This window comes from Secundilactobacillus malefermentans DSM 5705 = KCTC 3548 (assembly GCF_001436395.1).
Classification (GTDB): Bacteria; Bacillota; Bacilli; order Lactobacillales; family Lactobacillaceae; genus Secundilactobacillus; species Secundilactobacillus malefermentans.
Map to the genome: position 1 here is coordinate 1 of NZ_AZGJ01000019.1, position 25,943 is coordinate 25,943.

A 25,943-nucleotide genomic window follows, 5' to 3' on the forward strand; every position below is an offset into this window, starting at 1 on the left:
TAATGTTAGTCAGTTTTTGTGTAAAAAACTAGTTTTCGAGGGCCATTGTTTACGGATTCAGGCATCCATGGTAGACTACATATGTAAACACAATTAGGAGATGAAGTTATGACAGAAATTCTAAATATTTCGGAAGCCGAATGGGAAGTTATGCGTGTCGTTTGGACATTGAAAAAAGCTAAGAGTCGCACAATTACTTCTTATCTTTCCGATAAAATGGATTGGAAAGCATCTACTGTTAAAACGCTAATCGGTCGATTGGTTAAAAAAGATTATTTAGAAGCCGAAAAAGATGGAAATTCATTCACTTATTTCCCACTGATAGCTGAGAATAAGTCAAATGAAAAATTAGCTGTAGAAACTTTTAACAATATGTGTGCGATGTGTGCGGGGGACACGCTACTCAGTGTTGTTAAAAATTTAAAATTAAGCAAAAATGACATTAACAATTTAATCAATGAATTAAATAATAAGCTAAAAACTGCTCCAGACGAAATTGCATGTGACTGTCTTTCAAAGCGTACAAAAGAGGAAGAATAATATGGACGATATGAAGCACGTAAATGGTGAACATGATGGAAAGGGTACTCGTCACGAGCCGCCAATGATGAACATGAAAAGCTTGAAGTTTAGGTTTTGGATTTCCCTTGTGCTAACAGTGCCGATTATTCTAATGTCGCCTATGATGGGAATGAAACTGCCATTTCAGTTTTTCTTTGAAGGATCTGATTATTTAGTTGCTGTAATTGGAACCGTACTTTTTCTTGTTGGTGGTCAACCTTTCTTTAGCGAGGCAAGGGGTGAACTTCATAAGAAAAAGCCAGCGATGATGACGCTGATTTCAATGGGAATATTAGTGGCATATGTCTATAGTTTATACGCTATTATTGCAAACAACATTTTTCAAGTTACGCCGATGATTACTAATTTCTTTTGGGAACTCGCAACATTAATAGATATAATGCTTTTAGGCCACTGGATAGAAATGAACGCTGTTATGAGTGCGGGATCTGATGTTAATCATTTGGCAAAGTTAATACCAAAACAGGCGCATTTAGTTGATCACGATTCTATTATTGATATTGATGTAGCCAAATTAAAAATGGATCAAATACTTGAAGTTAGAGCAGGAGAACAAATTCCTGCAGATGGCGTTATTATTGATGGTCAAACATCGGTTAATGAGTCTCTGATTACTGGAGAATCAAAGGAAATTAGAAAAGGAAAGAATGATAAAGTCATTGGAGGCGCACTGAATGGTAACGGGACATTTAGATTTAAGATATCTAAGGTAGGTCGGGATAGTTATCTTTTTCAAATTATGGATTTAGTTCAGTCTGCTCAGACGAATAAATCAAAACTAGAAAATAGAGCTGATAAAGTTGCTGGCTATTTATTTTATGCTGCACTCTTTGTTAGTATATTGTCATTTAGTATTTGGCTATTTCTGAGTGATTTAACGGTCGCCTTACCAATTGCGGTAACCGTATTAGTCATTGCCTGTCCACATGCGCTTGGGCTCGCAATACCACTCGTAACTGCAAGAAGTACTTCTATCGCAGCGACAAATGGACTACTAATTCGAAACAAAACAGTCCTGGAAAAAATAAATAAATTAAAATACGTTTTACTTGATAAAACGGGGACTCTCACTGAAGGTAAATTTACAGTAACAGCCTTAATTAGTTTATCAGAGGATTTTACGGATGACGAGATCACAAAAATATTGGCTGGACTTGAGAGTAGCGCGACTCATCCACTAGCTACTGGAATCTTGGACTTTGCAAAAAAGAAAGAAATAACTGCAGCACATACTGAAAATACAGCACAGATTGTGGGGGTCGGGCTGAAAGGAACAATTGATGGCAATGAATATCAGATTGCGTCATCCGGATATTTGGATAGGAACGAAATTTCATACGACCGTGACCAATTCAAAACGCTCGCAAATGATGGCAACACAGTTAGTTTCTTACTAACTAAATCTAAAGTTATTGGACTTGTTGCGGAGGCTGACGAAATTAAATCCACAGCAAAGGAAACCATTTCAAGCCTTAAAAGTTTGGGAATTATTCCAGTTATGTTAACAGGAGACAACATAATGGCGGCAAAAACGGTTGGCCATAATTTGGGTATAGAGAAAATTAAAGCTGGACTTCTGCCAGAAGAAAAACAGAAAGCCGTAACTGATTTTGAAAAACACGGATTTTCTATGCTTGTTGGAGACGGTGTTAATGATGCTCCTAGTTTAGCGAAAGCATCGATTGGCGTTGCAATTGGTTCTGGAACGGATATTGCAATCGACTCTGCTGATGTTGTTTTAGTTAACTCGAATCCGGAAGCAATTATCACCTTAATTGAGCTTGAAAAAGCAACAAATCGAAAAATGATTCAGAATTTGTGGTGGGGGGCCGGATATAATATACTCGCGATTCCGCTTGCTGCTGGAATTTTGGCTCCGATTGGATTTATGCTCAATCCCATGGTTGGGGCTGCCGTTATGTCACTAAGTACAATTATTGTTGCTATTAACGCATTAACTCTAAAAATTAAGTAGCAAACGGCCCTAGCAGAGTTCATCTGTTAGGGCCGTTAAGGTTAAATTTATTTATTATTTTCAACATATTTAAAGTAGGTAACAATTCGGTAATCGTGGAGTGGTGTATCAAAGCCTTTAAATCTTGCATACTCGTCACTATGAGTCCAACTGTTGAATTCTTGAGTGTCCGTCCACGTCGTCAAGATAATATTATTGCCCCTATTTTTCAACTCTTTCATAAAGTAAATTGCTTGCATACCTTGTGGGAGTTCTGGAGAATTGACCAATTGATTTGCGGTCGCATTGAAAACTTTTTGGTCGTCAGGTGATAAATTTTTAAGATAGATAAAGGAATAGAAGTTTTTATTCCAATCCGAATCCCCAGCATGAGACTTGATATCGTAAACAACCCCAGATTTAAAAATGTTTTTTTGACCAGAAACATCGATGAGCGCAATGTCATCGTTTGTATTGTCTGATTGCACCAATAACTGTTGTCGATCTGAGTGCTTTTCTCTAAGTTGATTCAGAATGGCGTAGCTGCCAAAGGTGATAGATATTTGCTTTAACATACAAAAGACCTCCTAACCTACTTTCATTATACTAATTATTGAGGCTAATAGAAAATGTTTACTTTGGATAAAAGAGGATTTACACTAAAAGTTACAACATAAAGGGGCGAGTAAATTGAAATTAACTGTCTTAGGATATTACGGTGGCTATCCTCAAAATGGTGTTGGTACTAGTAGTTATCTTGTGCAAAGTAATCAGTTCAATCTTTTAATTGACTGCGGAAGCGGGGCATTGTTAAGTCTAGAAAAAGTTTTGGATCCGCTTCAATTAAATGCGGTCGTTTTGTCCCATTATCATCATGACCACACTGCAGACATAGGAGTCCTTCAATACTATTGGCAGCTTCATCCACAAAATCGGGCACAGGATTTATTACCAATTTATGGTCATACGCAAGACCCGCTAAACTTTGGAGCGCTAAATTGGCCCAATTCCACGATTGGAAAGCCATATAGTGAAGATAAAGAACTTGTACTTGGTCCATTTGAAATTAGTTTTCTGGAAACCCAGCATCCTGTTCCTGCTTTTGCAATGCGCATCACGGAACGGGAAACTGGTAAAGTATTGGTTTTTACAGCAGATACGAATTACTTTAACAAAATGGTGGAATTTTCGAAAAATTCAGACTTACTGCTGACGGATACGAATTTCTTTGATGATAAACAAGGGAAAAAGTGGCATCTCACAGCGGGTGAATCAGGCACGTTGGCTAAGCTTGCTGGGGCAAAGAACTTATTGTTGACTCATTTACCGCAAAATGGTGATTTAGAGGAATTAACACGTCAGGCACAACAAAGTGCAGGGGACTTAATTCCAGTTCAACACGCTGAATTACGAAAAGGTTATCAAATTTAGAAATAGTGAATTAACCATGACATTAGTGTGGTCTTTCAGTGAATTGGGTTTAAATTATGATTACTATACTTTATACTTAATATGTTGCAACGATTTATTTAGTTGAAGGAGGTCACACTATGGTTGTCACACTATACACGTCACCCAGTTGTACATCTTGTCGAAAAGCAAAAGCTTGGTTACAGAAACATGATATTGAGTATGCTGAACAAAATATATTTGCTAATCCGCTAACTCGGGATGAGATAAAGCAAATTTTACAAATGACAGAAAACGGAACTGAAGATATTATTTCAACAAGGTCGAAAGAATTTCAAGAGTTAAAGTTTGGATTAGATGATATCCCCTTAACCCGGTTAATTAGCATGATTGAGGCTCATCCGGGATTGCTTAGACGACCAATTTTGATTGATAACAAGCGATTACAAGTCGGCTATAATGATGATGAAATTAGACGCTTTTTGCCGAAGCACGTTCGAGTCCTTGAGCTTGAAGAAGCAAGGCAACGAGCCGAAATTTAGTTAAATTAAGTTACAAATATTAAAAATTCCATTATAATCACCTAAAAGGAACGCTTATCCTTTACTTTTACTCAAATTCTTATAGAATTAAAGCTGTAGGTTTATACCCTAAGCGCAGAGAAAGGGGTGCTTATTCATGAAGATGGAAAGAATTAACGAAAATACGATTCGAGTTCTCATTGGGAACGAAGATTTATCAGAACGTGGCATCACAGTCCTTGATCTGCTCGGAAATCACAAGCAAATTGAAAACTTCTTTTACAGCATTTTAGAAGAAGTGGATGTGGATCACCAATTTCAACAAAATGATGCAGTAACATTCCAGGTCTTGCCAAATCGAAATGGATTAGAACTCTTTATTAGTAAGGGTGACACGGATGATGAGGAAGACGATTCTGAGTCAATGGTTGAGGATGGTACTGAAGAAGAGGTACCTGACTTTTTGAGACAACAATTAATGGCGACGGATAATAATGTAACTGATGGGAAGAGCTCGTCAACAAGTCAATCGAAAGACAAGGGTGGATACACAATCAATAAACAAGCCGGAAGTAAGGTAGAAGTACCAATTCATGACGTTATTATCAAGCTTCATGATTTCGAAGGATTGATTGCTATTGCTCAACTGATGCATCTATCAGATGCTAAAACAAGTCTTTACAAGTATCAAGGAGATTACTATCTTGAGTTTATTTATGACTTGAATGAAGCATCAAAGGGATCTATTAGTGATGAATTGGCAGTTGCTTACGAGTATGCTGACAAGACACAAGTCACTGTTGATGTGCTTGAAGAGCATGGTAAACGAATAATGGAAAATTCAGCATTTGAATTAACCAGAAAGTATTTTATCAAATAGAGGAACCACCAATTAAAAATAATTGGTGGTTTTTTTCGTATTTATCTTTGGAGATGATAGAAATGCTGACGGCATTAACCAAGGATAATCAATTAGTCATTGCAGATAAAAAGTTGCGGAAGAAAGATTTATACTTTTGTCCCGCATGTCATAATCAAGTGCGATTAAGACGGGGGAAAATCCTGTTGCCACACTTTGCACATCGTCAAAATGCCGCGTGTTTTGCATTACTAGAAAATGAATCGGAACGCCATCTTGTTGGAAAACTAGCAATTCTTAATTTTTTCAAAGGTGCCAACCTAGAGGGTGATTTAGAAGTTTACTTTCCTGCAATTCAGCAGCGTCCAGATGTTTTGTTAACAAATGGTCAGCATCAAACAGCTATTGAATTTCAGTGTAGTCCGCTATCGGCAGAACGGCATAAGCAGCGAAATAAAGGGTATCAGTCTTTAAAAATCCCGGTAATTTGGATTTTAGGCGAACCCTATCTCGAAAGAAAATTAACTGGCGACAAAATTGCGCAATTTGCTTATTTCAGGAAAAATTTAGGAATTTATTTGTTGTATTGGCGTTCAGAATTTCAAGTATTGGAAGTGCATTACCAGGTTAAAATTGATTGTAGTCAGAAAATTTATTATCAGGTCATGCAATTTTCAACTTATTATGACTATGCGAAGTGGCTTTCATCAGCTCAAATTTCTGTAGGAGCAAGTAAAGGAAATCTCAGCGTTTATCGAAAACTAATGAAGCAAATTCAAACTGGAATATTTTATAATTCAACCAATTATCGAAGTTGGCAAAACTATTGCTATGTTAGAGGAAGCTCATTAATGCAAATTCCACGTTGGCTTTTTCAAGATTTACAAATGAAACCACTTTTTCGTCAATCAAACATTATCTGGGAAAAATTAGTAATTGTTACGATACAGGCTGATTATCATAATGAACTGTTACCCAAGGATTACTTGAACATTTGTCGGCGAATAACTGATTTATTGGGCGGCCCCTATAACTTTTTGCAAATACCGAACGCTGAAAAATGGTATGACGAGTTCTATAAGAAATTTTATATGATGTTAATACAAAATTTGATGTTAAAAATTAAAAATAAAAGTGCAATGTAGTATGATAACGGTAACAGAAAACTGATAATTGGAGGAATCGACATGGTAAAACAGTTACCAAAAAGAAACGAGGTTGCTCAAACGTTAACCTGGGATCTTAGCAAGATTTATGCAAGTAGTGATGAATTCGAGTTAGCTTTTAAGGAAGTGCAAAGTGAGTTACCGGTTTTAGCAAAATTGAAGGGTACTTTAATAAATGATTCGACTTCTCTCTTAAACGCATTAGAGGCCATTTTAGCAACTGATCGGAAGCTTGAGAAGCTTTATGTGTACACCGAGTTAAAAAGCGATGTTGATACCTCAAATTCGGAAAATCAGGCACTAAACAGTGGGGCAGAGACCCTGGTTTCTGATTTTTCAGCAAGTACTGCATGGTTTGAACCAGAACTATTAGCAATTCCGGAGCAACAATTGCTTTCCATGATTCACAATAATTCTGAGTTACAAAAGTATCAACATTATTTTGATGTGATAAACATGCAAAGGAATCACGTTCTGTCTGCAGATGAAGAAAAACTATTAGCTGGTGCAGAAAATATTTTTTCCAGTTCTTCTCGAACTTTTGGTATCATAAACGATTCTGATTTAACATTTCCAGTAGTTTTCGATGAAAGTGGGGATGAAGTTCAACTGTCACAAGGGATTTATGATACATTAATTAAATCGACCGATCGGGCAGTTCGTAAGCAAGCTTTTGAACGTCTATATGAAGTCTATGGACAATTTAAAAATACATTGGCTTCAACCTTGTCCGGAGAGGTTAAAGCCCATAATTTTATGGCTAAGAGCCATAAATATGTAAGTGCCAAAGACCAGGCACTGAGTCAAAACCAAATACCTGAATCAGTTTTTGATACCCTAGTAAAAACGGTTGACGCACACTTGCCTTTACTACACAGATACGTTGCACTACGTAAGCGAATTTTAAATTTAAAAGAGTTGCATATGTATGACATGTATACGCCAATTACTGGAGAGCCAAGCCTTTCATACACTTATGAGGAGGCAAAGGCAACTGCACTCGACGCGTTGAGTGTCTTTGGTAAGGATTATATTTCTCACGTAGAGGAGGCCTTTTCATCTCGTTGGATTGATGTTGTTGAAAACAAGGGTAAACGGAGTGGGGCCTATTCTTCTGGTGCCTATGATACAGCCCCATATATGCTCTTAAATTGGCAAAATGATTTAGATAATCTTTATACTTTAGTCCATGAAATGGGTCATAGCATGCACAGCTGGTATACGCATCATAATCAACCTTACCAGTATGGGGACTATTCGATCTTTGTTGCAGAAATTGCGTCAACGACCAATGAAAATATTTTAACTGATTATTTATTAAACAAGTATGATGATCCAAAAATCCGAGCCTATATATTAAATTATTATTTAGATGGATTTAAGGGAACCATTTTCCGCCAAACGCAATTTGCAGAATTTGAACAATTTATTCATGAAGCCGATGCCCAGGGAAATCCGTTAACATCGGACATGATGACTAAATACTATGGTGATTTAAATGCACGGTATTATGGAAATGAAGTCTCTCGAGATCCACAAATTGGATTAGAATGGTCCAGAATTCCCCATTTCTATTATAATTTTTACGTTTACCAATACGCCACTGGATTTGCAGCGGCAACAACTTTGGCAAATGGGATTACGCATGGATCCAAGGAGAATGTTCAAGAATATCTAAATTATTTGTCAGCCGGAAGCGCCAATTATCCAATTGAAGTAATGAAATCAGCTGGTGTGAATATGACCCAGTCGACATATTTGGAAAAGGCATTCGACACGTTCGAAAAACGATTAGACGAGTTTGAAAAAATAATTGAAAATAACTAAAAAAATAGCGAACCGACTCACCTAGAAGGTGACTGGTTCGCTATTGTAAATTACAATACTCGTAAGTGGGGATGGTTATCAAAATTTGATGTTGGTGTTTGAATGCTAGAAGTTGGCGTGAAGCCCTGTCTTTCACAAACTTCTCGTAAAACCGGATAACTAACATCGTCCACTCTTAAACCCGATTCATCAGATAAGGCATTATAGATAACGGCCGTGGAGGCATGTTCAACCTTCATTTCAGCTGCAAGTCGTTGATCTGCTTTAAATGCCCGTTTTGCTAAATTTGACTGACGATCTTCAAGAAACATTTCTAAGTCAAGATTAACTGTTTTTGCGACTCCTTGAACAAGCGAATCACTATATTGTTGACCAGCCTTTAACAGAGCACCTTGGAGTTCAAGCAGGAATTGACGTCCACGCTTTTTTCCTTGAAACAGTGCTGCTTTATAATCTAAGACGGTCTGATAGTGCTGCGCAAAGGTCTGGTTTCGATCCGTTAAACTAACGGTATTCGAGCCAATAGGGGAATCGTTCAGCTGCATGCTTAACATCGGAACAAATTGATAGGATAGTTGGTCGGGCAATTCGTTAGCCAGCTTGATGATATTTTGCTCAGACGACATACACTTGCCGCCAAGCGGATTTACAAATAAATAAACTTCTAGCAAAATACTTCCTCCTATGGGTAGGGACCCACAAATTTGATATGTAAGAAAAAACAATGTATTCAGAATAATTGATTTTATGAAAAATAGCAATAAATTAACTTTCACTGATTTGCACCCTTATAATGCCCTAATTCGTGTGCGCAGTAAAGAATTTTGACTTATCAAGGAATGAAAGCAATGGTTTGGTCCAGAATTGAAATTTTATGATAAAATTGAGAAGGCATTAAGACGTCAAATCTGACGTAATGGGGTGAGAAAGTGATTAAGGATTGGAATCAAGAATTACTGCCATATAAACAGGCGGTAAATGAATTAAAAATAAAATTGCGTGGCATTAGAGAGCAATTTCAAAATCAAAATGAACGAGCACCAATTGAGTTTGTGACTGGCAGAGTAAAACCAGTTGATAGTATTCAGGAAAAGATGCAGCGACGACATGTTTCTGAGGATCGTTTGGAACAAGATATGGAAGACATTGCGGGTCTAAGAATTATGTGCCAATTTGTCGAAGACATTTATCAAGTGGTTGATTTACTCAGAAAACGAACGGATCTAAAGATTCTGGAGGAGCGAGATTACATACACAACGAGAAGCCTAGTGGTTATCGCTCGTATCATATTGTAATTGAATATCCAGTTCAATTAATTACTGGTGAAAAACGCATTTTAGCGGAAATTCAAATTAGAACATTGGCCATGAACTTTTGGGCAACGATTGAACACTCTTTGAATTATAAGTATCAAGGAGAATTTCCTGAGGAACTCAATGGACGCCTACATCGTGCTGCAGAAGCTGCGTTCAAATTAGATACCGAGATGTCTGAAATTCGTGAAGAAATTCAAGAGGCTCAGCACCTTTTCTCCTATGGCAAAGGAGAAGTCGTTAAGCGGCGTAATGAGCAAAATAAGGATGATTAGATGAGAATTGCAATATTTAGTAATAAGGGCGACGCTTCTAGAAAAGTGTCAGCTGCTTTATATGACCTAATTAATAAAACTGATCTTGTAATTGACGGCCTGAATCCGGATATTGTCATTACAGTTGGCGGCGATGGGACGCTCCTATCAGCTTTTCATCACTATATTGACCGACTAAAACAAATTCGGTTTGTCGGTATTCACACGGGACACCTTGGATTTTATACTGACTGGCGTGATTATGAGGTGAAGGAACTCATTAATAGTTTAGTTCACGATGATGGTCAGAGTGTGAGCTATCCGTTATTAGATGTAAAAGTTGATTATTTAAATGATAATCAATCGGATTCAATTTTGGCGTTAAACGAATCAACAATTAAACGACCAACCAATACGATGCAAGCAAATATTTTTATCAAAGGTGAATTCTTTGAAAGTTTTCGTGGAGACGGCCTATGTATTTCGACGCCAACAGGGTCTACGGCCTATAATAAGTCAGTTGGTGGAGCCATCATTAATCCAAAATTTGATGCGATTCAAGTAACAGAAATAGCCTCTATTAATAATCGGGTGTTTAGAACAATTGGATCACCACTTATTTTACCGGAAGACGAGTGGCTAAGGGTTGAGCCAGAAACTGGTGATAATGACGTTGTCACTTGTGATCAACTGACAATTTCTGATCGACCAATTAAATCGATTTCTTATCGGATTTCTCAGCAACGAATTTCATTTGCGCAGTATCGACATACACAATTTTGGAAACGAGTCAGTGGGTCCTTTATTGGTGAGGAACAACATGACTGAGTTTAATTGGCATAATGAAAGTACGGAACCAATAAAGGTTAGAACCCTTTTAGCAGAAAACGGGGTGACTCGATCCCTGTTAAAAGAAATAAAGTATCACGGCGGTTTAGTTGAAGTAAATGGAGTTGAGCGGCGGGTCAATGAATCGCTTCAAAAGGGTGACTGGGTTCGAATGGTCCTCCCGCCAGAGCCTGCTAATGACGTTATTTCGCCGTCTGATTTGCCGCTTGATATTCTGTTTGAAGATGAGCATTTCTTGGTAGTAAATAAGCCAGCAAGCGTGGCATCAGTCCCTTCACACATTTACGCTAGGGATACGTTGGTTAACCGTGTGAAGGGATACTATGTTAGGCAAGCTTACGAAAATCAAGTGACGCATATCGTAACCAGATTGGATAGAGAAACAAGCGGAGTGGTGTTATTTGCTAAACATCATTTAGCTCATTCAGTATTGGATCTTCAACTAAAAAAGCATCAATTAAAAAAGACGTATCTCGCAGTAGTAGAGGGTCAGCTAAAAAAGAATCACGATATTATCAATACTTCAATTGGTCGAGCACCAAATTCATTTATTAAGCGCCAGGTAGTAAGTGAAGGGAAAAAATCAATTACTGAGTATTGGCGTATTAAGCAAATGCCAGCAGCAACGTTGTTAAGGTTGCAGCTACACACAGGGCGGACACATCAAATTCGGGTTCATATGCAATCAATTGGTCATCCATTAATTGGTGATTGGCTATATGGATCCACCTCAAATCCCTGGATTAAGCGCCAAGCGTTGCATTGTCTATCGGTTACTTTTTATAATCCATTTAGTAAACAAGTCATCAAGTGTGTTGCGCCAATTCCTGTTGACATGGCGACACTTATTACAAAAGAATCGGAAGTATAAAAAAACGACTGCTAATGCAGTCGTTTTAAATTTGAGATGGCAGAATTGCCGTCTGACTAATGTTAGTTTTGTCTGTCAATGTCGTCATTTCCGCTTTTGAGTGGAAATTTGTAGGAATTAACTGAATGTTGCGTTCACTGAGTTTTTGGTTGGCGTTCATCAATGAGCTGATAGTTTCCGTCGTTAGTTCTCTCTCAGACGCCATTGGGGCATAGTACCGGGTAAAATCATTATCACTTAGCCACAAAACGGCCTCGTCTTCAATTGGGGCGGTTGGTCGGCTTAGACCAGTTGTGAAGCCTAATGCCATACCACCAGCCGCAGCGACCAAGTTAGCCATTGCGTCTTCATCAAGGTTGCCGGATTGGGTCAAGACGCCGAAAACGACGCCATCGGAGCCTAACTTCTGAATTTCAAGTAAATCTGTATCCATAATTTTAATTTCGGCATCGTTATAGTCCGCACTTCCACTTCTGGGTCTAACCAAGATTGATATCGAGACGTTGTGGTCGTGGGCATACCGTGTCGCCTCAGCAATTGTGCCATAGCTAGGAGTGGTTCCACCTAGTGCTAGGTCAGAAACTAGCAGGAGCCTTTTAGCATTTTGCTGAACGGCAGCAGTTACCTCAGCGTAATTTTGAACGATAATTTCATTAATTTGCACTATTTCATATCCCCTCATTTACATATTCTGTTTGTTCGACAATTGACTATGCTACAATGATTATAACAGTACTACAAGTCATATGACTAGTTAGGAGGAATTGCCTTGACCAATAAAGAAGGTGCGAAACACTCCTGGTTTTACAACTGGGTGGTGAATAATCGGCTGGTTTCTTCATTGACGGTTATTTTACTGATTCTACTAATTTTATTTGTACTAAGTAAAGTTCAATGGCTTTTCTACCCAATAAAAACGTTATTTGGAATTATTGGGACGCCAATAATTATAGCAGGGGTATTTTATTATCTGTTAAATCCAATTGTTGATCGAGTTGAAAATCGATTTAAAATTAAGCGAGTCTGGAGTATTTCAGCAATTTTTATCGTGGTGCTAGGCTTAATAGTTTGGGGTATCGTTGCAATTATTCCTATAATTCAACAGCAAATTATGAGCTTACTCGCAAATTGGCCTGACTACTGGAATAAGGTCGTTGAGGAATCAACCAAGTTTTCAAATAGTCCGCACTTTGATTCATTCAGAGATCAGCTGGATAACTTTAACAAGCAGGCCTCTGAACAGTATTCAAAGGCAATGTCCTCCTTCTTTAATCAAACATTAAACTCAGTTGGCGGCTTTGTTTCAAGGGTCACGACAATTGCCGTTTCAATTATAACTGCACCGTTTATCCTATTTTATTTGCTAAAAGACGGGCATAAATTGCCAGCCTACTTAGTCCATTTTTTTCCAACAAAAGCCAGAAAGTCTATATCCGAAGTAATTAAAGAAATGAATAGTCAGGTTAGTAATTACGTTAGAGGACAATTAATCGTGGCATTTTGTGTTGGCGTCATGTTTTTAATCGGTTACTGGATTATCGGACTTAAGTTTGCACTTTTACTAGCAATTTCAGCAGGTGTTCTAAATCTGGTTCCGTACATTGGCTCATTTCTTGCCTTAGTGCCGGCACTGGTCGTTGGCGCCTTCATTTCACCACTAATGCTGATAAAAGTTATTATTGTATTTGGGATAGAACAAACGTTGGAAGGGCGCTTTATCTCACCATTAGTCTTAGGGAACAGTTTAAAAATTCATCCAGTTACAATCATATTTGTCTTATTGGCTTCTGGTAAGTTGTTTGGCGTTTTGGGAGTTATTTTAGGCATTCCTGGGTACGCAGTTATTCGGGTTTTTGTAACCCAAATCTTTTTGTGGTACAAACGGTATTCTGGGTTATATCTTGAAGAAATTGATTCAGAATCACATTAAGGAGAGTTAGCTTGAAAAAAATTGATCGATCGACAGCGTTCTTACAAGACCAACTTGATTTGTTCAGGTGTCCAGTGTGTCAGCTACCGTATTCGGAAGTGGTTGGCCATGGAATTAAATGTTCAAATGGACATGAATTAGATTTATCGAAAAAGGGAACGCTCTTTTTTTTGAATCACGATGTGTCGAGTGAATATGACGCCAGTATGTTAAGTGCCAGAAGACGAATTTTGACTGCGGGATTATTTGATGGATTTCTTGAAGAAATAATCCGTAGAATGCCAAAAACTGGCGCGAGAATTCTCGATATAGGGAGTGGAGAGGGAACACCACTCGTTAAAGTATTAAATGAGCGTCATCAGTCAGATGATGTTGCGGTTGGCTTTGATATATCAAAACCTGGTATCAACTTAGCAACTCAGTTAGAGTCAAACGCATTTTGGTGTGTGGCTGATTTGGCGAGACTTCCGTTTAATGACCAAAGCTTTGACACCATCATTGATATTTTTTCACCGTCTGCTTATAGCGAATTTAATCGCGTACTTGCAAATGGGGGACAGCTATTAAAAGTGGTTCCTAATTCAAACTATTTAATTGAATTAAGACAATTACTCTATGATAAGGAAAGCAAACATCGCTCATATAGCAATGATAATGTGGTGGATTTGTTTATGCAGCATTATCCAAACGCGGAAGCCAAACGGATTGTTTATCAAATGCCAATATTGCCCGCCCAATTTGCGGATTTGTTGTCGATGACGCCGTTAAGTTGGGGCGTAGATGAAAGTCGACTTGACGTTGTCAGGGAAATGCCTATTAATGAAATTACAGTAGACGTTACGCTGTTAAGCGTTGAGGCGTAAGCGCTGAACACTATTATGTATTTTTCACAAATTATTGCATATCCAACATGGAAGTGTTATATTACTAGTGAGAAATCGTTTGGCAGTTAATATCGGTTTTCCCGTTAGTAACTGGCAATTTGCACTTCATTAACGCAGTTCCTCGCCGTGCCCACACCGAGGAGTTGCGTTTTTTTGTTGTCTTGCAAAACCTTTTTTAAAGGTGCTATGATAAAGTAATAATGTTTTAAGAGGAGAAAAAATGACAAATCATATTGTATTGTTCGAACCATTGATGCCTGCAAATACAGGAAATATTGCCCGAACATGTGCAGGAACTGACACCGTTTTAGACTTAATTAAACCACTTGGCTTTTCGTTGGATGATAAGCACATGAAGAGAGCCGGACTAGATTATTGGGAAAAAGTTCAAATTAACACCCATAAGAATTTACCGGAGTTTATGAATCAATTACCTTCAAATGGTAAGTTATTCTTAGTTTCAAAATTTGCAAATCAAACTTATGTTGATCCAGATTATACGGATAGTAATTCTGAATACTATTTCTTGTTTGGTAAAGAAACGACGGGACTTCCTGAGCCGTTTATGCGTCAATATCCTGAAAAGGCAATTCGGATTCCCCAGGATGATTCAAATATTCGCGCATTAAATTTATCAAATTCAGCGGCAATTGTGATTTATGAGGCAATGCGTCAACAAAACTTTAATCATCTGGAACAATCTCATTTGTATAAGAATGACAAGTTAAAATAGCAAAGTTGGGGGAGTACTTAAATTTTGGCAAAGCAGACAAAACGAGTCAGCAAACCTAAAAAGACAAAAAAGCGGGTATCAGCTAAACAAAAACGACTCAAACAGACGAAATATGAGTGGCAAATATCGGGAGCAGTCTTTTTGCTCATTGCCTTCTTTTCCTATTTAAATTTAGGAATGGTCGGCACGTTTTTTGCTAACTTCTTCCGTCTTTTTGTTGGCGACACCTATCGTCTTTTACTCATTTTACTTGCCGTTTATGCGGTTTATTTGTTATTCACTGGCAAAGGGCCGAAGCTTTCGCTGCGTTATTGGCTAGGAGGCGGCTTAGCATATCTTGGAATTATTTTATGGATGGCGTGTGCACTATTCTTAGTGAGAAATCAGCACGTCAACTTCGTTCAAGTAACTTGGGCGCTTTTAAAGGCAGATTTTGCGCAACAAAGTGTGATGACGGCTGTCGGTGGAGGGATGATTGGTGCCTACATGTTGGCGGTAACTAATTTCTTAGTGGCTATCTTGGGATCGCAGCTAATAGCCATCCTGCTCGTGGTGGCAGGAGTTGTGATTGCTTTTAAGATTCCAGTATCAAAAGTGTTCGCAAGCATTGGGAACGGTTTACAATTAATTGGTCGTGCGATTGGACAATTTATTCAAGGAGCAACTAAGGTTGTTGGCGGAAAAGCATCCAAAGTGACGACGAGTAAGATTATTACTAAGTCCCCCAAAATTACAGCGACGAAGCCTGAGACAACTCCCGCTAAGAATAGTGAACCCGAAGTAAAAGAAAAGGGAAGTTTAGAGGATTCTGAGCCAAACTATAAGATTACGGTAGCTAATCAGGAAATATCTAAGGGCAAATTAGTTAAGCAGCAAAATAACCTAGTGAAAACCGATAAACCGACTACTAAGACGGATGATTCCGAACCAAAAATTGATAATGAATCAAATACTGACGAATCTAATTACCAGCTGCCAACTGCTGATTTGCTGACGGCGATTCCTCAGACGGACCAATCTGATGAATACAATGCGATTGACAAGAATACGAAAGTTTTAAAGAAGACCCTGGAAAGCTTTGGTGTTGAAGCTGAAGTGAAAAATGTTAGCTTGGGTCCATCGGTGACCGAGTATGAATTACATCCGGCAATTGGGGTTAAAGTTTCGAGAATCGTCAATTTGGCGGATGATTTAGCATTGGCTTTGGCTGCAAAAGATATTCGGATTGAGGCACCAATTCCGGGTAAGTCACTGATTGGAATTGAAGTTCCTAACAGAAAAATTTCGACTGTTTCATTTCGGGATATTACGGAATCAATTGTGAGTCAAAAGCAGGGGTTACTTGAAGTTCCGTTAGGACGAGACGTGACTGGCAAAGTTGTTACGGCTGATTTGACGAAGATGCCACATTTGCTGATTGCTGGTTCTACTGGTAGTGGTAAATCAGTTTCTATTAATGGCATCATCACGAGTATTTTGATGAAAGCCAAGCCAAGCCAGGTTAAAATGATGCTGATTGATCCAAAAAAAGTGGAATTAAGTGTTTATAATGGCATTCCCCACTTGCTGACCCCCGTTGTTTCTGAGCCTAAGAAGGCAGCGCGAGCACTTCATAAAGTTGTTTCGGAAATGGAAAGACGATATGAATTATTTTCTCAATATGGTCAACGAAATATTAAGGGTTATAACAAGCATGTAGCTGAATTTAACCAAACGAATAATCCTAAGCTCCCTAGTTTGCCATATATCGTTGTTATCGTTGATGAATTAGCTGATTTAATGATGACTGTTTCAAATGAAGTGGAAGATGCGATTATCCGTTTGGCACAAATGGGTCGAGCGGCAGGAGTACACATGATTCTTGCCACACAACGGCCTTCTGTTGATGTTATTACTGGTTTGATTAAGGCTAATGTACCTTCACGAATTGCGTTTGCAGTTTCAAGTGGGATCGATTCAAGGACAATTCTGGATTCAAATGGTGCAGAAAAGTTACTTGGTCGGGGGGATATGCTATATTTGCCAATTGATCAGAATACACCGGTGCGAGTTCAAGGCGCTTTTATATCTGATAACGATGTTGCGAGTGTAGTTGCCTTTATTAAAAATGAGCAAGAAGCAGACTATGATGACTCTATGATTGTGTCGGATGAAGAAATTAAAAGTGAGGACCTGCAAAACTCTGAGGATGATTTGTTCGATGATGCGCTAAACTTTGTTGTGGATCAACAAAAGGCAAGTACGTCACTGTTACAGCGTCACTTTAGAATTGGTTATAATCGTGCAGCAAGGATGATTGATGATCTTGAGCAGGGTGGTTTTATTGGACCACAAGAGGGCAGTAAACCACGCCAAGTTTATAAGCAGAAAAATAACGAAGAAGAATAAACTAAAAGATCCCCATTCAATTTTTGCAAATTGAATGGGGATCTTTTTGGTAACTTTAATTTTAGTAACTGCTGCCCAGTAGGCCAATCGATGAAAGGGCTGAAAAAATTAGTGACCCTAACGTTGCGATGATCATGATCCAAACGAAGATCATCGTGACGATTTGGAAAGTTGTTTTTTTCTTTCTCATTAATTACACCGCTTTTCAAAAAAATTTACTTTTTTTAGTGTAACTTGCTTAACGAAATATTGCAATTTTAAATTTTGCTTTTTTATTGCTGGTGTCTCTTTAATTGGTATTTTATAATGAGGTTAAGTGTTGAGGGGGAGTGTGGCATTGGGTCAGTTCTTTCAAAGTTGGATTTTTCAAATAATGGTCCTTATTTTAATTTATATTTTAATTGTGTGGTTAAGACGTAAATTTCGTCGGTTTTGGTCGCGGAGGGTGGGGGCGTTTGATGTGTTTGTTCCCTTTCTCTTGTTCGTTTCTTTGGAAGCGGTTAAGCCGTTCCATTTTTTATATTTGTGGCTGTTGTTTGGATGGTTACTATTGTGTGTGATTTTTCTACTAGTTGTGGGGTTAAAAAATCGGGTTTTATTGTACCGATTGTATTTTAGAGGGTTGTGGCGTTTAACTGGATTATATTTATTGATCGTGTATATTGTGGGGGTGGGTTTTAGAGTCATTTAGGGTTTTTAAATACCGGGTGTCCAACGATAGTTGGGCACCCGGTATTTTTTAAAATTTTTGCTGATTTTTGACATTTTCGAAATATTTTCCCCACAATCTTCCTTACTAGAGGATGACTTATATGCCAGTAATTGGAAGCGCTTTACAAAAGAAATGAAAACTATTTTTTTAAGATTCTAGAAAAATGGGAAATCATGTGGTAGAAAGTGGGGGATTATGGTAAACTTGACGCATAGCTGATGAATAGGGGTGATAGCAATGTTTATGGGTGAATTTGAACATTCAATTGACTCAAAGGGTCGACTAATAATTCCCGTTAAATTTCGGGAGCAATTAGGAGACGAATTTGTTATTACCCGAGGAATGGATGGCTGTTTGTTTGGTTATCCAATGGCCGAATGGGCTGTCCTACAGCAAAAGCTAAAGGAATTACCAATGAATAAACGGGATGCACGTTCGTTTGTCAGGTTCTTCTATTCAGCAGCAACGGCTTGTCAGTTTGATAAGCAAGGGCGAATTAATTTACCCAGTCAACTCATTAATCACGCAGAGATTAAGAAACAATGCGTCATCGTCGGTGTGGCAAACCGCTTCGAAATATGGAGTGAAGATCGATGGAATGATTTTTCTGAGACAGCAGAGGAAAATTACGACGATATTGCTGAGAATTTAGTTGATTTCGATCTCTAATAGATGCGGCCAAAGGAGGTATAGTTAATGGCAGAATTTAATCATCAGACAGTTCTTCTTAACGAAGCTGTTAGTGGCCTAGATATAAAACCAGATGGAATTTACGTTGATTGTACCCTCGGGGGTGGCGGTCACAGTGGCAAAATTCTGGAAGCGCTTGATTCTGGACACTTATATGCGTTCGATCAAGATCAAACAGCGATAGATTATAATCAAACCAATTTGAAAGAATATGTCGATAAAGGAACGCTGACCTTTGTTAAAGCGAACTTTCGAGAGATTAAAGCTCGATTAGCTGATTTGGGTGTTGAGCACGTTGATGGTATTCTGTACGATTTAGGAGTGTCATCTCCACAGTTTGATGTTGCAGATCGGGGATTTAGCTATCAACATGATGCACCTTTAGATATGAGGATGGATCAATCCGCTAAATTAGACGCTTGGCAAGTTGTGAATAATTGGTCATATCAAGACCTAATCAGAATTTTATTTAGATACGGGGAAGAAAAATTCGCAAAATCAATTGCTAGAGCAATCGAACGGCATCGCAGTAACAAGCCAATCGATACGACCGGTGAATTAGTTGAAATTATTAAAGAAGGAATTCCAGCAGCTGCAAGGCGCCATGGGGGGCACCCAGCTAAGAAGACTTTCCAAGCAATTCGAATTTCGGTTAATGATGAATTAGGGGCATTAGAGGATTCAATTGAGCAGGCATTAGAGATAATTGCGGTTAAGGGCAGAATTAGCGTTATCACATTTCAGTCTCTTGAGGATCGGTTAGTAAAGACGATGTTTAAAGAGAAGACTGAAGTAGGGGAATTACCGGCAGGATTGCCTGTAATACCACAAGAAATGCAACCGCATTTCAAGTTGATTAATAGAAAGCCGATTGTTCCAAGTGACGAGGAGCTTGAAGTTAATCACAGAGCACATAGCGCAAAATTGCGAATCATTGAGAAAGAGAGCTAATACTTTTTTAGGATAGGGATGGTCGAGATGTCGCAAAATAGTTTAGCAGAAGAATACCAATCAGAAGTACCACAACCAATAGCGCCGCAACAGCGCCCACTACATAATCCACGAGTAAAGGTTCTTCCAAAGAGCCTACCCGTTTCAAAGTTTGAAAAGTGTTTGATGACAGTTTGTGGAGTTGTAATAGTCGTAATGATGATTTGGACAATTAATGTTACAATTGGAGTGTCCGCTACTCAGCATCAGTTGCAAGATTTGCAGACTCGCGTAACGCAACTGAAAAGCGACAATACAAATCATCGTCAAGAGGCGAATGAGCTTCTTAGTAGAAGTCGCTTAGACAAAATTGCTAAAAAAAGTGGCTTAACACTTTCAAACGATAAAATAAGGAATGTTGATAAATGAACAAATCACCGAAACGGATGGTGACTAGCAACCAATCACAAAAAAACAGAAAAAAGTTTGGGATTGTTCTTTTCTTTGTTTTCTTAGTGTTATTTGGGCTAATCATTATCCGTTTTTCTTATATTTCAATAGGTAAAAATGTTCAGAACGTTAATTTGAGCGCACGAACTAAAAAGCTTTATACAGAAACTCAGACGGTTAAGGCAAGTCGGGGGACTATTTATGATGCAAATAATGACCCAATTGCTGAAGATACCAGTACTTATTCAATTTATGCTGTATTGAATAAGAAGCAGGAATCGATTAACGGAAAGCCTCTCTATGTAACGAATAAAAATAAAACGGCCGAAGTTCTATCGAAGTACTTATCCATTAGTAAGGAAAAGGTTCTTAAACAGCTAAATTCAAAGAGTTTTCAGGTGGAATTTGGTGCTGCAGGACAGAGTATTTCATTAACAACTCGTAATAAAATAAAAGCAGCTCATTTAACGGGTATTAATTTTATTCAGCGACAATCACGTCTTTACCCTAATGGAGTTTTTGCTTCCCACTTGATCGGTAACGTGACGGTTCCGAGTGATTCAACTAAATCGATGGTTGGAAATATGGGAATTGAAAAAATGTTGAATAAACAATTGACGGGTACTGATGGGATTAGCACCGTGCAAAAGGATAATTATGGGTATCAGGTTTCCGGAACGGCGGCTAAAAAGAAAAAAGCGACAAATGGCGATGACGTCTACACGACACTTGATAGTAGACTACAAACATTACTTGAGACGGAAATGTCTGCAGTGAATGCTGAGGCACATCCGGCGTCTATGAATGCGGTCCTAATGAATGCGAAAACTGGTGCTATTTTGGCCGCTAGTCAACGTCCAACCTATAATCCGATGACGGGTAAAGGACTAGACAAGATGTGGCGAGATACGTTGGTCCAAGATTCCTATGAACCTGGATCAACTATGAAAATATTTACCATGGGTGCTTCTATTGATAGTGGCAATTATAATGGAACTTCCACTTATCTTTCTGGTAAAACAACTGTTGATGGCATTACCGTGCCAGACTGGCAAACCAGTGGTTGGGGTCGGATTACCTACAACAAGGGATTTGCCCTTTCGAGTAATGTTGCGATGACTCATTTGGAAGAACAGATGGGCGCGAAGACGTGGAAAAAATATATTAACCGGTTTAAATTCTTAAAGAGCACAGATAGTGGGCTTGCTGGTGAATCATCCGGGAGTATTCAATTTTCAAAAGCAATTGAACAGGCTGATACATCGTTTGGTCAGGGTATTCAAGTGACTGTATTTCAGATGATGAGAGCCTTGTCTGCAATTAGTAATAACGGGAAAATGTTACAGCCATACTTTATCGATAAGGTTGTTAATCCAAATACGAATAAAGTGATTCAAAAAAATAAGAAAAAAGTAGTTGGCGAGCCTGTGAGTGCTGCAACCGCTAAAGCGGTGCGAAAGCACATGGAGGACGTTGTCTACAAAAGCTATGGAATAGGCTCTGATTTTAAAATTAGTGGGGTTAAAGTTGCTGCCAAAACAGGTACTGCACAAGTTAGTGGGGGTTCATCTGGTTATTTGAGTGGAGACAACAGTTACCTCTATTCAGTAGCGGGGATGGCGCCTGCCAAGAATCCGAAATATGTCTTGTATATTACGATGAAGCAGCCTACTTTGGGATCAAAAACAGCAACTCAATTAATGGCTCAAATTTTTAAGCCGCTCATCACGAGAGCGCTACAAGATGATAAAACGCAGACCAGTAGTACGAAATCTACAAAGATGACGGATCTTACTGGAAATTCTGCAACAACAGAAGCAGCGAAGTTAACAAAGAAAGGGTATCGAGTTACAACGCTTGGCACAACGGACAAGATTACGGCTCAGTCACCTAACTCAGGCACGACCCTTTATGATAATCAGCGAATTATTTTAGCAACATCGGGTGAAAACTTAATGCCAAGTTTGAAGGGCTGGTCGCGAGCAGATGTTGTCAAAATTGCTAAAATGCTTAATATTAAATTAGAGACAACTGGTTCCGGTTACGTGACGAAACAAAATATCACAAGCGGTAAGGCTGTTAATTCTGGTACAACGCTGAAAGTAAAGCTTGGATCAAGTAATTAGGATTGGATTGGAAAACTTATGACAAATATTCAGTACATGGATTGGTTAGCACCATTAATTGGTAGTTTCTTAATAACCGTTATTTTTATGCCGAGTCTTATTCATTACTTTAGAAGCCGGCATGAAGGCCAAATGATTAGAGAAGAAGGACCAAATTGGCACGAAAAAAAATCAGGAACCCCAACAATGGGTGGCCTGCTATTTATCATTGCAATTGTGATATCTAGTCTAATCTTTGGTATTTTTTCAACACATCGACTTTCACCAATAATGTTGGTTCTATTGTTTATCCTTGTGTTATATGGACTCTTGGGAATGTGGGACGATTCTATAAAACTGTTCAAACGCCAGAATGAGGGAATGAAGGCTTGGCAAAAGCTCTTGGGACAGATCGTGGGGGCACTCGTTTTTGTTGGTGTCTATGCACATGAACAATTACCGTTTGAACTTCATAATCCCCTTGGACCGACTATTCATTTACACTGGTGGTTTGCGCTATTTGTTATCTTTTGGTTAGTTGGATTTTCAAATGCGGTTAATTTAACTGACGGGCTTGATGGCTTAGTTGCCGGACTAGCATCTATTGCATTTGCGGCGTATGGCGTAGTTGCCTATGTTCAACATCAAGGCGATGTTTTAGTATTTTGTGGGGCAGTCGTTGGTGGATTACTAGGTTTCCTTATCTTCAACCATAAACCAGCCAAAATTTTCATGGGTGATATGGGTTCACTAGCACTTGGTGGATCCCTTGCGGCTGTTTCAATCGCGTTGCACCATGAACTTTCGTTGCTATGGATTGGCTTAATCTTTGTTATTGAAACCATGAGTGTTATTTTGCAAGTGGCTAGTTTCAAGCTAACGGGTAAACGAATTTTCTTGATGAGCCCAATTCATCATCACTTTGAGATGAAAGGTTGGAGCGAATGGAAAATAGACATTATTTTTTGGATAATCGGTCTAATTGTGGCAGTTACAGGTGTGTTTAGCATGATTTAAATATGTAGTTTGGAGCGAATTGGAATGAAAATTGTCAAAAAGTATGAGGGAAAAAAGGTTTTAGTGTTAGGACTTGCAAAAAGTGGCTTTAATGCTGCTAAATTATTAAAAAAACTTGGTGCCTATGTTACCGTGAACGACAAACAAAATTTTGATGATAGTGTAGATGCTCAAAAGCTATTATCAGAGGGGATTAAAGTTATTTCCGGCAGTCATCCATTATCTTTATTAGATGAGGGATTTACTTTAATTGTAAAGAACCCTGGAATTCCCTATGATAATCCTATTGTGAAGGGTGCTTTGGAACGCAAGATTCCTATTATTACTGAAATTGAGCTGGCTAGTGAAGTTTCAGAAGCACAGTTGGTTGCTGTTACTGGCAGTAATGGAAAGACAACAACAACAACGATGATAACAAAAATGTTAAATCAGGAACGAACAACTGGCCAGAGTTATGATGCTGGGAATATTGGTATTCCTGCCAGTCAAGTAGCCCAAAAAGTTACAAAGGCAGATTCTCTGGTCTTGGAAGTTTCTAGTTTTATGTTATTAGGCATTACACAGTTTCACCCTCATATTGCAGTCTTGACGAATATTTTTTCTAACCATTTGGACTACCATAAAACTCGCGAAAACTATGTTAGAGCAAAAATGCGTATTACGATGAATCAAACGGATCAAGATTATTTTGTCGTGAATTTTGATAACAAAGAATGGCGAGATTTAAGTAAGCAAACGAAAGCGAAGGTTATTCCCTTTTCTCGACTAGACGTTGACGAAACAGGAGCCTATGAAAAGTCCGGCAAACTGTATTGGCGGGATGATTTCATCATGATGGCTGATGAAATAAAGGTACCTGGAGATCATAATGTTGAAAATGCGTTAGCAGCCATTGCCGTCGCTAAAATCGAAGGCAAAACGAATACTGCAATCAAACACGTCTTAACTACATTTGGTGGCGTTCGGCATCGTACCCAGTACGTACTGACTGCTGAGGGACGACAATACTACAATGATTCAAAAGCAACTGATATAGAAGCGACTGAGATGGCTTTGAAAGGATTCAAGCAACCAGTTATTTTACTAGCTGGAGGCTTGGATCGTGGGTATGTATTTGATAAACTTGTCCCATCCTTTAAGGAACATGTGAAAGGGATTGTCCTTTTTGGTCAAACTGATAAATTATTGGAGGATGCCGCCAAAAAAGCTGGAGTTAAGAGTATTGTCTTTGCCAAAAATGTTAAGGATGGTGTTCCTAAAGCCTTTGAGCTTAGTGATTCTGGTGACATTATTTTGCTATCGCCTGCAAATGCTAGTTGGGATCAGTATCCTAATTTTGAAGTTCGCGGTGATGAATTCATTGAAGCTGTGGAAGAATTAACCGGAGAGAAGGAAGAAAAATAATGCGATTAATGGTTTCTGGAGGCGGAACGGGTGGTCATATCTATCCTGCCCTAGCGTTGATAAAGGACTTAAAAAAACACGAGCCAGACTCTGCTGTTCTTTATGTTGGATCGAATCGTGGACTTGAAAGTCAAATAGTTCCTAAGCAGGGGATTGATTTTAAATCAATGGAAATTCAGGGGTTTAAACGTTCACTGTCACTGGAAAACTTTAAAACCATTTATTTATTTTTAAAGAGTGTTCGAATTGCCAAAAAAATGATTAAGGAATTTAAACCAGACGTTGTTGTCGGAACAGGTGGATACGTTTCGGGAGCTGTTGTTTATGCAGCCACTCGTCTAAAAGTGCCTACACTAATCCACGAACAAAATAGCGTTGTAGGTATCACCAATAAATTCTTGAGTAGATTTGTTGATAAAATAGCTATTAATTTTGAGGCTGCCAGAAGTCAATTTCCAGAAAATAAGGTAATCAAAACTGGAAATCCTCGTGCTCAAGAAGTTGCCGAAACCGTTAGCAACTTCAAATGGTCGAGCATGGGTCTAAGTGATGACAAGCCAACGACTTTGATTTTTGGTGGCAGTCAGGGTGCTTTGAAAATTAATCAGTCGGTTGTTGCTGCAATGGCTGAATTTAATAAGCGTGATTACCAAGTTGTCTTTGTGACTGGTCCTAAGCGGTACGATGGCGTAATGAGTCAATTAAACAGTTTAAAATTAGGCAAAAATGTGACAGTTAAACCGTATATCGATCGAATGCCAGAAATTTTACCCAAAGTTGATTTAATCGTCAGCCGCGCCGGTGCAACTAGTCTGGCTGAAATTACCGCGTTAGGTGTTCCAGCAGTTCTTATCCCCAGCCCATACGTCACTGCAAATCATCAAACGAAAAATGCGATGAGCATGGTTGATGCTGGTGCTGCAAGAATGTTGACCGAAGAAAATTTAAACGGTGAATCGTTATTAAATGAGGTTGATGAGTTGATGCATGACGCTGAAATCCGAGAAAAAATGGCAGCTGCTTCAAAGAAAATGGGTGTGCCAGACGCTGCCGATCAAATGTTACAAGTTGTCGAGAGTATCTCAAAATAATA

General features: G+C 38.6%; 25 protein-coding genes. 21 read left to right on the forward strand and 4 right to left on the reverse strand.

All coding sequences use genetic code 11. The features are described from left to right. The first annotated feature begins 108 nt into the window (after positions 1 to 108). Positions 109 to 540 carry a CopY/TcrY family copper transport repressor gene (locus FD44_RS04935; RefSeq protein ID WP_010620140.1) on the forward strand — a complete coding sequence of 144 codons (432 nt, stop codon included), beginning with the start codon at positions 109 to 111 and terminating at the stop codon, positions 538 to 540. A 1-nt stretch (position 541) separates the two neighbouring features. Further along, positions 542 to 2,557, forward strand: coding sequence for a copper-translocating P-type ATPase (locus FD44_RS04940; protein ID WP_010620139.1), 2,016 nt, complete (start codon positions 542 to 544; stop codon positions 2,555 to 2,557). A 47-nt stretch (positions 2,558 to 2,604) separates the two neighbouring features. Here FD44_RS04940 and FD44_RS04945 read toward each other — a convergent pair whose 3' ends face one another. After that, complete coding sequence (locus FD44_RS04945) at positions 2,605 to 3,111, reverse strand: antibiotic biosynthesis monooxygenase (RefSeq protein WP_010620138.1); 507 nt, start codon at positions 3,109 to 3,111, stop codon at positions 2,605 to 2,607. A 115-nt stretch (positions 3,112 to 3,226) separates the two neighbouring features. On the opposite strand from FD44_RS04945, the gene FD44_RS04950 reads away from it, so the two are divergent. The 5 genes from FD44_RS04950 (at position 3,227) to pepF (ending at position 8,319) form a co-directional block, all read left to right on the forward strand. Continuing rightward, positions 3,227 to 3,967 carry an MBL fold metallo-hydrolase gene (locus FD44_RS04950; RefSeq protein ID WP_010620137.1) on the forward strand — a complete coding sequence of 247 codons (741 nt, stop codon included), beginning with the start codon at positions 3,227 to 3,229 and terminating at the stop codon, positions 3,965 to 3,967. A gap of 119 nt (positions 3,968 to 4,086) precedes the next feature. After that, the gene (gene spx, locus FD44_RS04955) at positions 4,087 to 4,488 is read left to right on the forward strand and encodes a transcriptional regulator Spx (protein ID WP_010620136.1); all 402 of its coding nucleotides are present in this window, start codon (positions 4,087 to 4,089) and stop codon (positions 4,486 to 4,488) included. Positions 4,489 to 4,624: 136 nt separating this feature from the next. Then, entirely contained in the window at positions 4,625 to 5,347 is a 723-nt protein-coding gene (locus FD44_RS04960) for an adaptor protein MecA (protein WP_010620135.1), read from the forward strand. Between the two features lie 62 nt (positions 5,348 to 5,409). Further along, on the forward strand, positions 5,410 to 6,471 hold the full coding sequence (locus FD44_RS04965; protein WP_010620134.1) for a competence protein CoiA: 1,062 nt from the start codon (positions 5,410 to 5,412) through the stop codon (positions 6,469 to 6,471). A 42-nt stretch (positions 6,472 to 6,513) separates the two neighbouring features. Then, a complete protein-coding gene (gene pepF / locus FD44_RS04970) occupies positions 6,514 to 8,319 on the forward strand; it encodes an oligoendopeptidase F (protein WP_010620133.1) in 1,806 nt (601 codons plus the stop codon). A 50-nt stretch (positions 8,320 to 8,369) separates the two neighbouring features. Here the strand turns inward: pepF and FD44_RS04975 are convergent, their stop codons facing one another. Then, on the reverse strand, positions 8,370 to 8,990 hold the full coding sequence (locus FD44_RS04975) for a DsbA family protein (RefSeq protein ID WP_010620132.1): 621 nt from the start codon (positions 8,988 to 8,990) through the stop codon (positions 8,370 to 8,372). A 258-nt stretch (positions 8,991 to 9,248) separates the two neighbouring features. Here FD44_RS04975 and yjbM point away from each other — a divergent pair, with 258 nt between their 5' ends. The 3 genes from yjbM to FD44_RS04990 are packed head-to-tail and all read left to right on the forward strand — an operon-like array spanning position 9,249 to position 11,607. Continuing rightward, on the forward strand, positions 9,249 to 9,908 hold the full coding sequence (yjbM, locus tag FD44_RS04980) for a GTP diphosphokinase (protein ID WP_010620131.1): 660 nt from the start codon (positions 9,249 to 9,251) through the stop codon (positions 9,906 to 9,908). Next, the gene (locus tag FD44_RS04985) at positions 9,909 to 10,715 is read left to right on the forward strand and encodes an NAD kinase (protein WP_010620130.1); all 807 of its coding nucleotides are present in this window, start codon (positions 9,909 to 9,911) and stop codon (positions 10,713 to 10,715) included. Beyond that, on the forward strand, positions 10,708 to 11,607 hold the full coding sequence (locus FD44_RS04990; protein ID WP_010620129.1) for an RluA family pseudouridine synthase: 900 nt from the start codon (positions 10,708 to 10,710) through the stop codon (positions 11,605 to 11,607). Before FD44_RS04985 ends, FD44_RS04990 begins: the two co-directional genes overlap by 8 nt. A 25-nt stretch (positions 11,608 to 11,632) precedes the next feature. On the opposite strand, the gene FD44_RS04995 is transcribed toward FD44_RS04990, so the two are convergent. Further along, positions 11,633 to 12,271: a copper homeostasis protein CutC gene (locus FD44_RS04995; protein ID WP_010620128.1), complete on the reverse strand. Its 639-nt coding sequence runs from the start codon at positions 12,269 to 12,271 to the stop codon at positions 11,633 to 11,635. A gap of 105 nt (positions 12,272 to 12,376) precedes the next feature. Between FD44_RS04995 and FD44_RS05000 the strand changes: the two genes are divergently transcribed. The 4 genes from FD44_RS05000 (at position 12,377) to FD44_RS05015 (ending at position 17,542) form a co-directional block, all read left to right on the forward strand. After that, on the forward strand, positions 12,377 to 13,537 hold the full coding sequence (locus FD44_RS05000) for an AI-2E family transporter (protein WP_010620127.1): 1,161 nt from the start codon (positions 12,377 to 12,379) through the stop codon (positions 13,535 to 13,537). A gap of 11 nt (positions 13,538 to 13,548) precedes the next feature. Continuing rightward, positions 13,549 to 14,400, forward strand: coding sequence for a methyltransferase domain-containing protein (locus FD44_RS05005; RefSeq protein ID WP_010620126.1), 852 nt, complete (start codon positions 13,549 to 13,551; stop codon positions 14,398 to 14,400). Positions 14,401 to 14,641: 241 nt separating this feature from the next. Continuing rightward, positions 14,642 to 15,154, forward strand: a complete 513-nt coding sequence (locus tag FD44_RS05010; protein WP_010620125.1) for a tRNA (cytidine(34)-2'-O)-methyltransferase — start codon at positions 14,642 to 14,644, stop codon at positions 15,152 to 15,154. A 24-nt stretch (positions 15,155 to 15,178) separates the two neighbouring features. Then, on the forward strand, positions 15,179 to 17,542 hold the full coding sequence (locus FD44_RS05015; protein WP_010620124.1) for an FtsK/SpoIIIE family DNA translocase: 2,364 nt from the start codon (positions 15,179 to 15,181) through the stop codon (positions 17,540 to 17,542). Positions 17,543 to 17,603: 61 nt separating this feature from the next. Here the strand turns inward: FD44_RS05015 and FD44_RS10320 are convergent, their stop codons facing one another. Continuing rightward, on the reverse strand, positions 17,604 to 17,732 hold the full coding sequence (locus FD44_RS10320) for a DUF4044 domain-containing protein (protein WP_010620123.1): 129 nt from the start codon (positions 17,730 to 17,732) through the stop codon (positions 17,604 to 17,606). Between the two features lie 759 nt (positions 17,733 to 18,491). Between FD44_RS10320 and mraZ the strand changes: the two genes are divergently transcribed. The 7 genes from mraZ to murG are packed head-to-tail and all read left to right on the forward strand — an operon-like array spanning position 18,492 to position 25,941. Continuing rightward, positions 18,492 to 18,923, forward strand: a complete 432-nt coding sequence (gene mraZ / locus FD44_RS05025) for a division/cell wall cluster transcriptional repressor MraZ (protein WP_010620121.1) — start codon at positions 18,492 to 18,494, stop codon at positions 18,921 to 18,923. A 27-nt stretch (positions 18,924 to 18,950) separates the two neighbouring features. Then, complete coding sequence (gene rsmH / locus FD44_RS05030; RefSeq protein WP_010620120.1) at positions 18,951 to 19,895, forward strand: 16S rRNA (cytosine(1402)-N(4))-methyltransferase RsmH; 945 nt, start codon at positions 18,951 to 18,953, stop codon at positions 19,893 to 19,895. A 27-nt stretch (positions 19,896 to 19,922) separates the two neighbouring features. Continuing rightward, positions 19,923 to 20,303 carry a cell division protein FtsL gene (gene ftsL, locus FD44_RS05035; RefSeq protein WP_010620119.1) on the forward strand — a complete coding sequence of 127 codons (381 nt, stop codon included), beginning with the start codon at positions 19,923 to 19,925 and terminating at the stop codon, positions 20,301 to 20,303. Then, positions 20,300 to 22,450, forward strand: a complete 2,151-nt coding sequence (locus FD44_RS05040) for a penicillin-binding transpeptidase domain-containing protein (protein ID WP_010620118.1) — start codon at positions 20,300 to 20,302, stop codon at positions 22,448 to 22,450. The genes ftsL and FD44_RS05040 overlap by 4 nt, the downstream gene beginning before the upstream one ends. 27 nt (positions 22,451 to 22,477) lie before the next feature. Then, a complete protein-coding gene (gene mraY / locus FD44_RS05045) occupies positions 22,478 to 23,446 on the forward strand; it encodes a phospho-N-acetylmuramoyl-pentapeptide-transferase (protein ID WP_404814661.1) in 969 nt (322 codons plus the stop codon). A 24-nt stretch (positions 23,447 to 23,470) separates the two neighbouring features. Next, positions 23,471 to 24,850, forward strand: a complete 1,380-nt coding sequence (murD, locus tag FD44_RS05050) for a UDP-N-acetylmuramoyl-L-alanine--D-glutamate ligase (protein ID WP_010620116.1) — start codon at positions 23,471 to 23,473, stop codon at positions 24,848 to 24,850. Beyond that, positions 24,850 to 25,941 (forward strand): undecaprenyldiphospho-muramoylpentapeptide beta-N-acetylglucosaminyltransferase, encoded by a 1,092-nt coding sequence (gene murG / locus FD44_RS05055; RefSeq protein WP_010620115.1) that lies wholly within the window; start codon positions 24,850 to 24,852, stop codon positions 25,939 to 25,941. The genes murD and murG overlap by 1 nt, the downstream gene beginning before the upstream one ends. The last annotated feature ends 2 nt before the right edge of the window (positions 25,942 to 25,943 follow it).

What these genes read in the sequence shown, in the direction of transcription:
- rsmH (WP_010620120.1), top strand. Translation starts at nt 18,951, where the DNA reads ATGGCAGAATTTAATCATCAGACAGTTCTTCTTAACGAAGCTGTTAGT.
- murG (WP_010620115.1), top strand. Translation starts at nt 24,850, where the DNA reads ATGCGATTAATGGTTTCTGGAGGCGGAACGGGTGGTCATATCTATCCT.
- FD44_RS04935 (WP_010620140.1), top strand. Translation starts at nt 109, where the DNA reads ATGACAGAAATTCTAAATATTTCGGAAGCCGAATGGGAAGTTATGCGT.
- ftsL (WP_010620119.1), top strand. Translation starts at nt 19,923, where the DNA reads ATGTCGCAAAATAGTTTAGCAGAAGAATACCAATCAGAAGTACCACAA.
- FD44_RS10320 (WP_010620123.1), bottom strand. Translation starts at nt 17,732, where the DNA reads ATGAGAAAGAAAAAAACAACTTTCCAAATCGTCACGATGATCTTCGTT.
- spx (WP_010620136.1), top strand. Translation starts at nt 4,087, where the DNA reads ATGGTTGTCACACTATACACGTCACCCAGTTGTACATCTTGTCGAAAA.
- FD44_RS04945 (WP_010620138.1), bottom strand. Translation starts at nt 3,111, where the DNA reads ATGTTAAAGCAAATATCTATCACCTTTGGCAGCTACGCCATTCTGAAT.
- FD44_RS04985 (WP_010620130.1), top strand. Translation starts at nt 9,909, where the DNA reads ATGAGAATTGCAATATTTAGTAATAAGGGCGACGCTTCTAGAAAAGTG.
- FD44_RS04990 (WP_010620129.1), top strand. Translation starts at nt 10,708, where the DNA reads ATGACTGAGTTTAATTGGCATAATGAAAGTACGGAACCAATAAAGGTT.
- mraZ (WP_010620121.1), top strand. Translation starts at nt 18,492, where the DNA reads ATGTTTATGGGTGAATTTGAACATTCAATTGACTCAAAGGGTCGACTA.
- FD44_RS04960 (WP_010620135.1), top strand. Translation starts at nt 4,625, where the DNA reads ATGAAGATGGAAAGAATTAACGAAAATACGATTCGAGTTCTCATTGGG.
- FD44_RS05010 (WP_010620125.1), top strand. Translation starts at nt 14,642, where the DNA reads ATGACAAATCATATTGTATTGTTCGAACCATTGATGCCTGCAAATACA.
- FD44_RS04940 (WP_010620139.1), top strand. Translation starts at nt 542, where the DNA reads ATGGACGATATGAAGCACGTAAATGGTGAACATGATGGAAAGGGTACT.
- FD44_RS05040 (WP_010620118.1), top strand. Translation starts at nt 20,300, where the DNA reads ATGAACAAATCACCGAAACGGATGGTGACTAGCAACCAATCACAAAAA.
- murD (WP_010620116.1), top strand. Translation starts at nt 23,471, where the DNA reads ATGAAAATTGTCAAAAAGTATGAGGGAAAAAAGGTTTTAGTGTTAGGA.
- FD44_RS04965 (WP_010620134.1), top strand. Translation starts at nt 5,410, where the DNA reads ATGCTGACGGCATTAACCAAGGATAATCAATTAGTCATTGCAGATAAA.
- pepF (WP_010620133.1), top strand. Translation starts at nt 6,514, where the DNA reads ATGGTAAAACAGTTACCAAAAAGAAACGAGGTTGCTCAAACGTTAACC.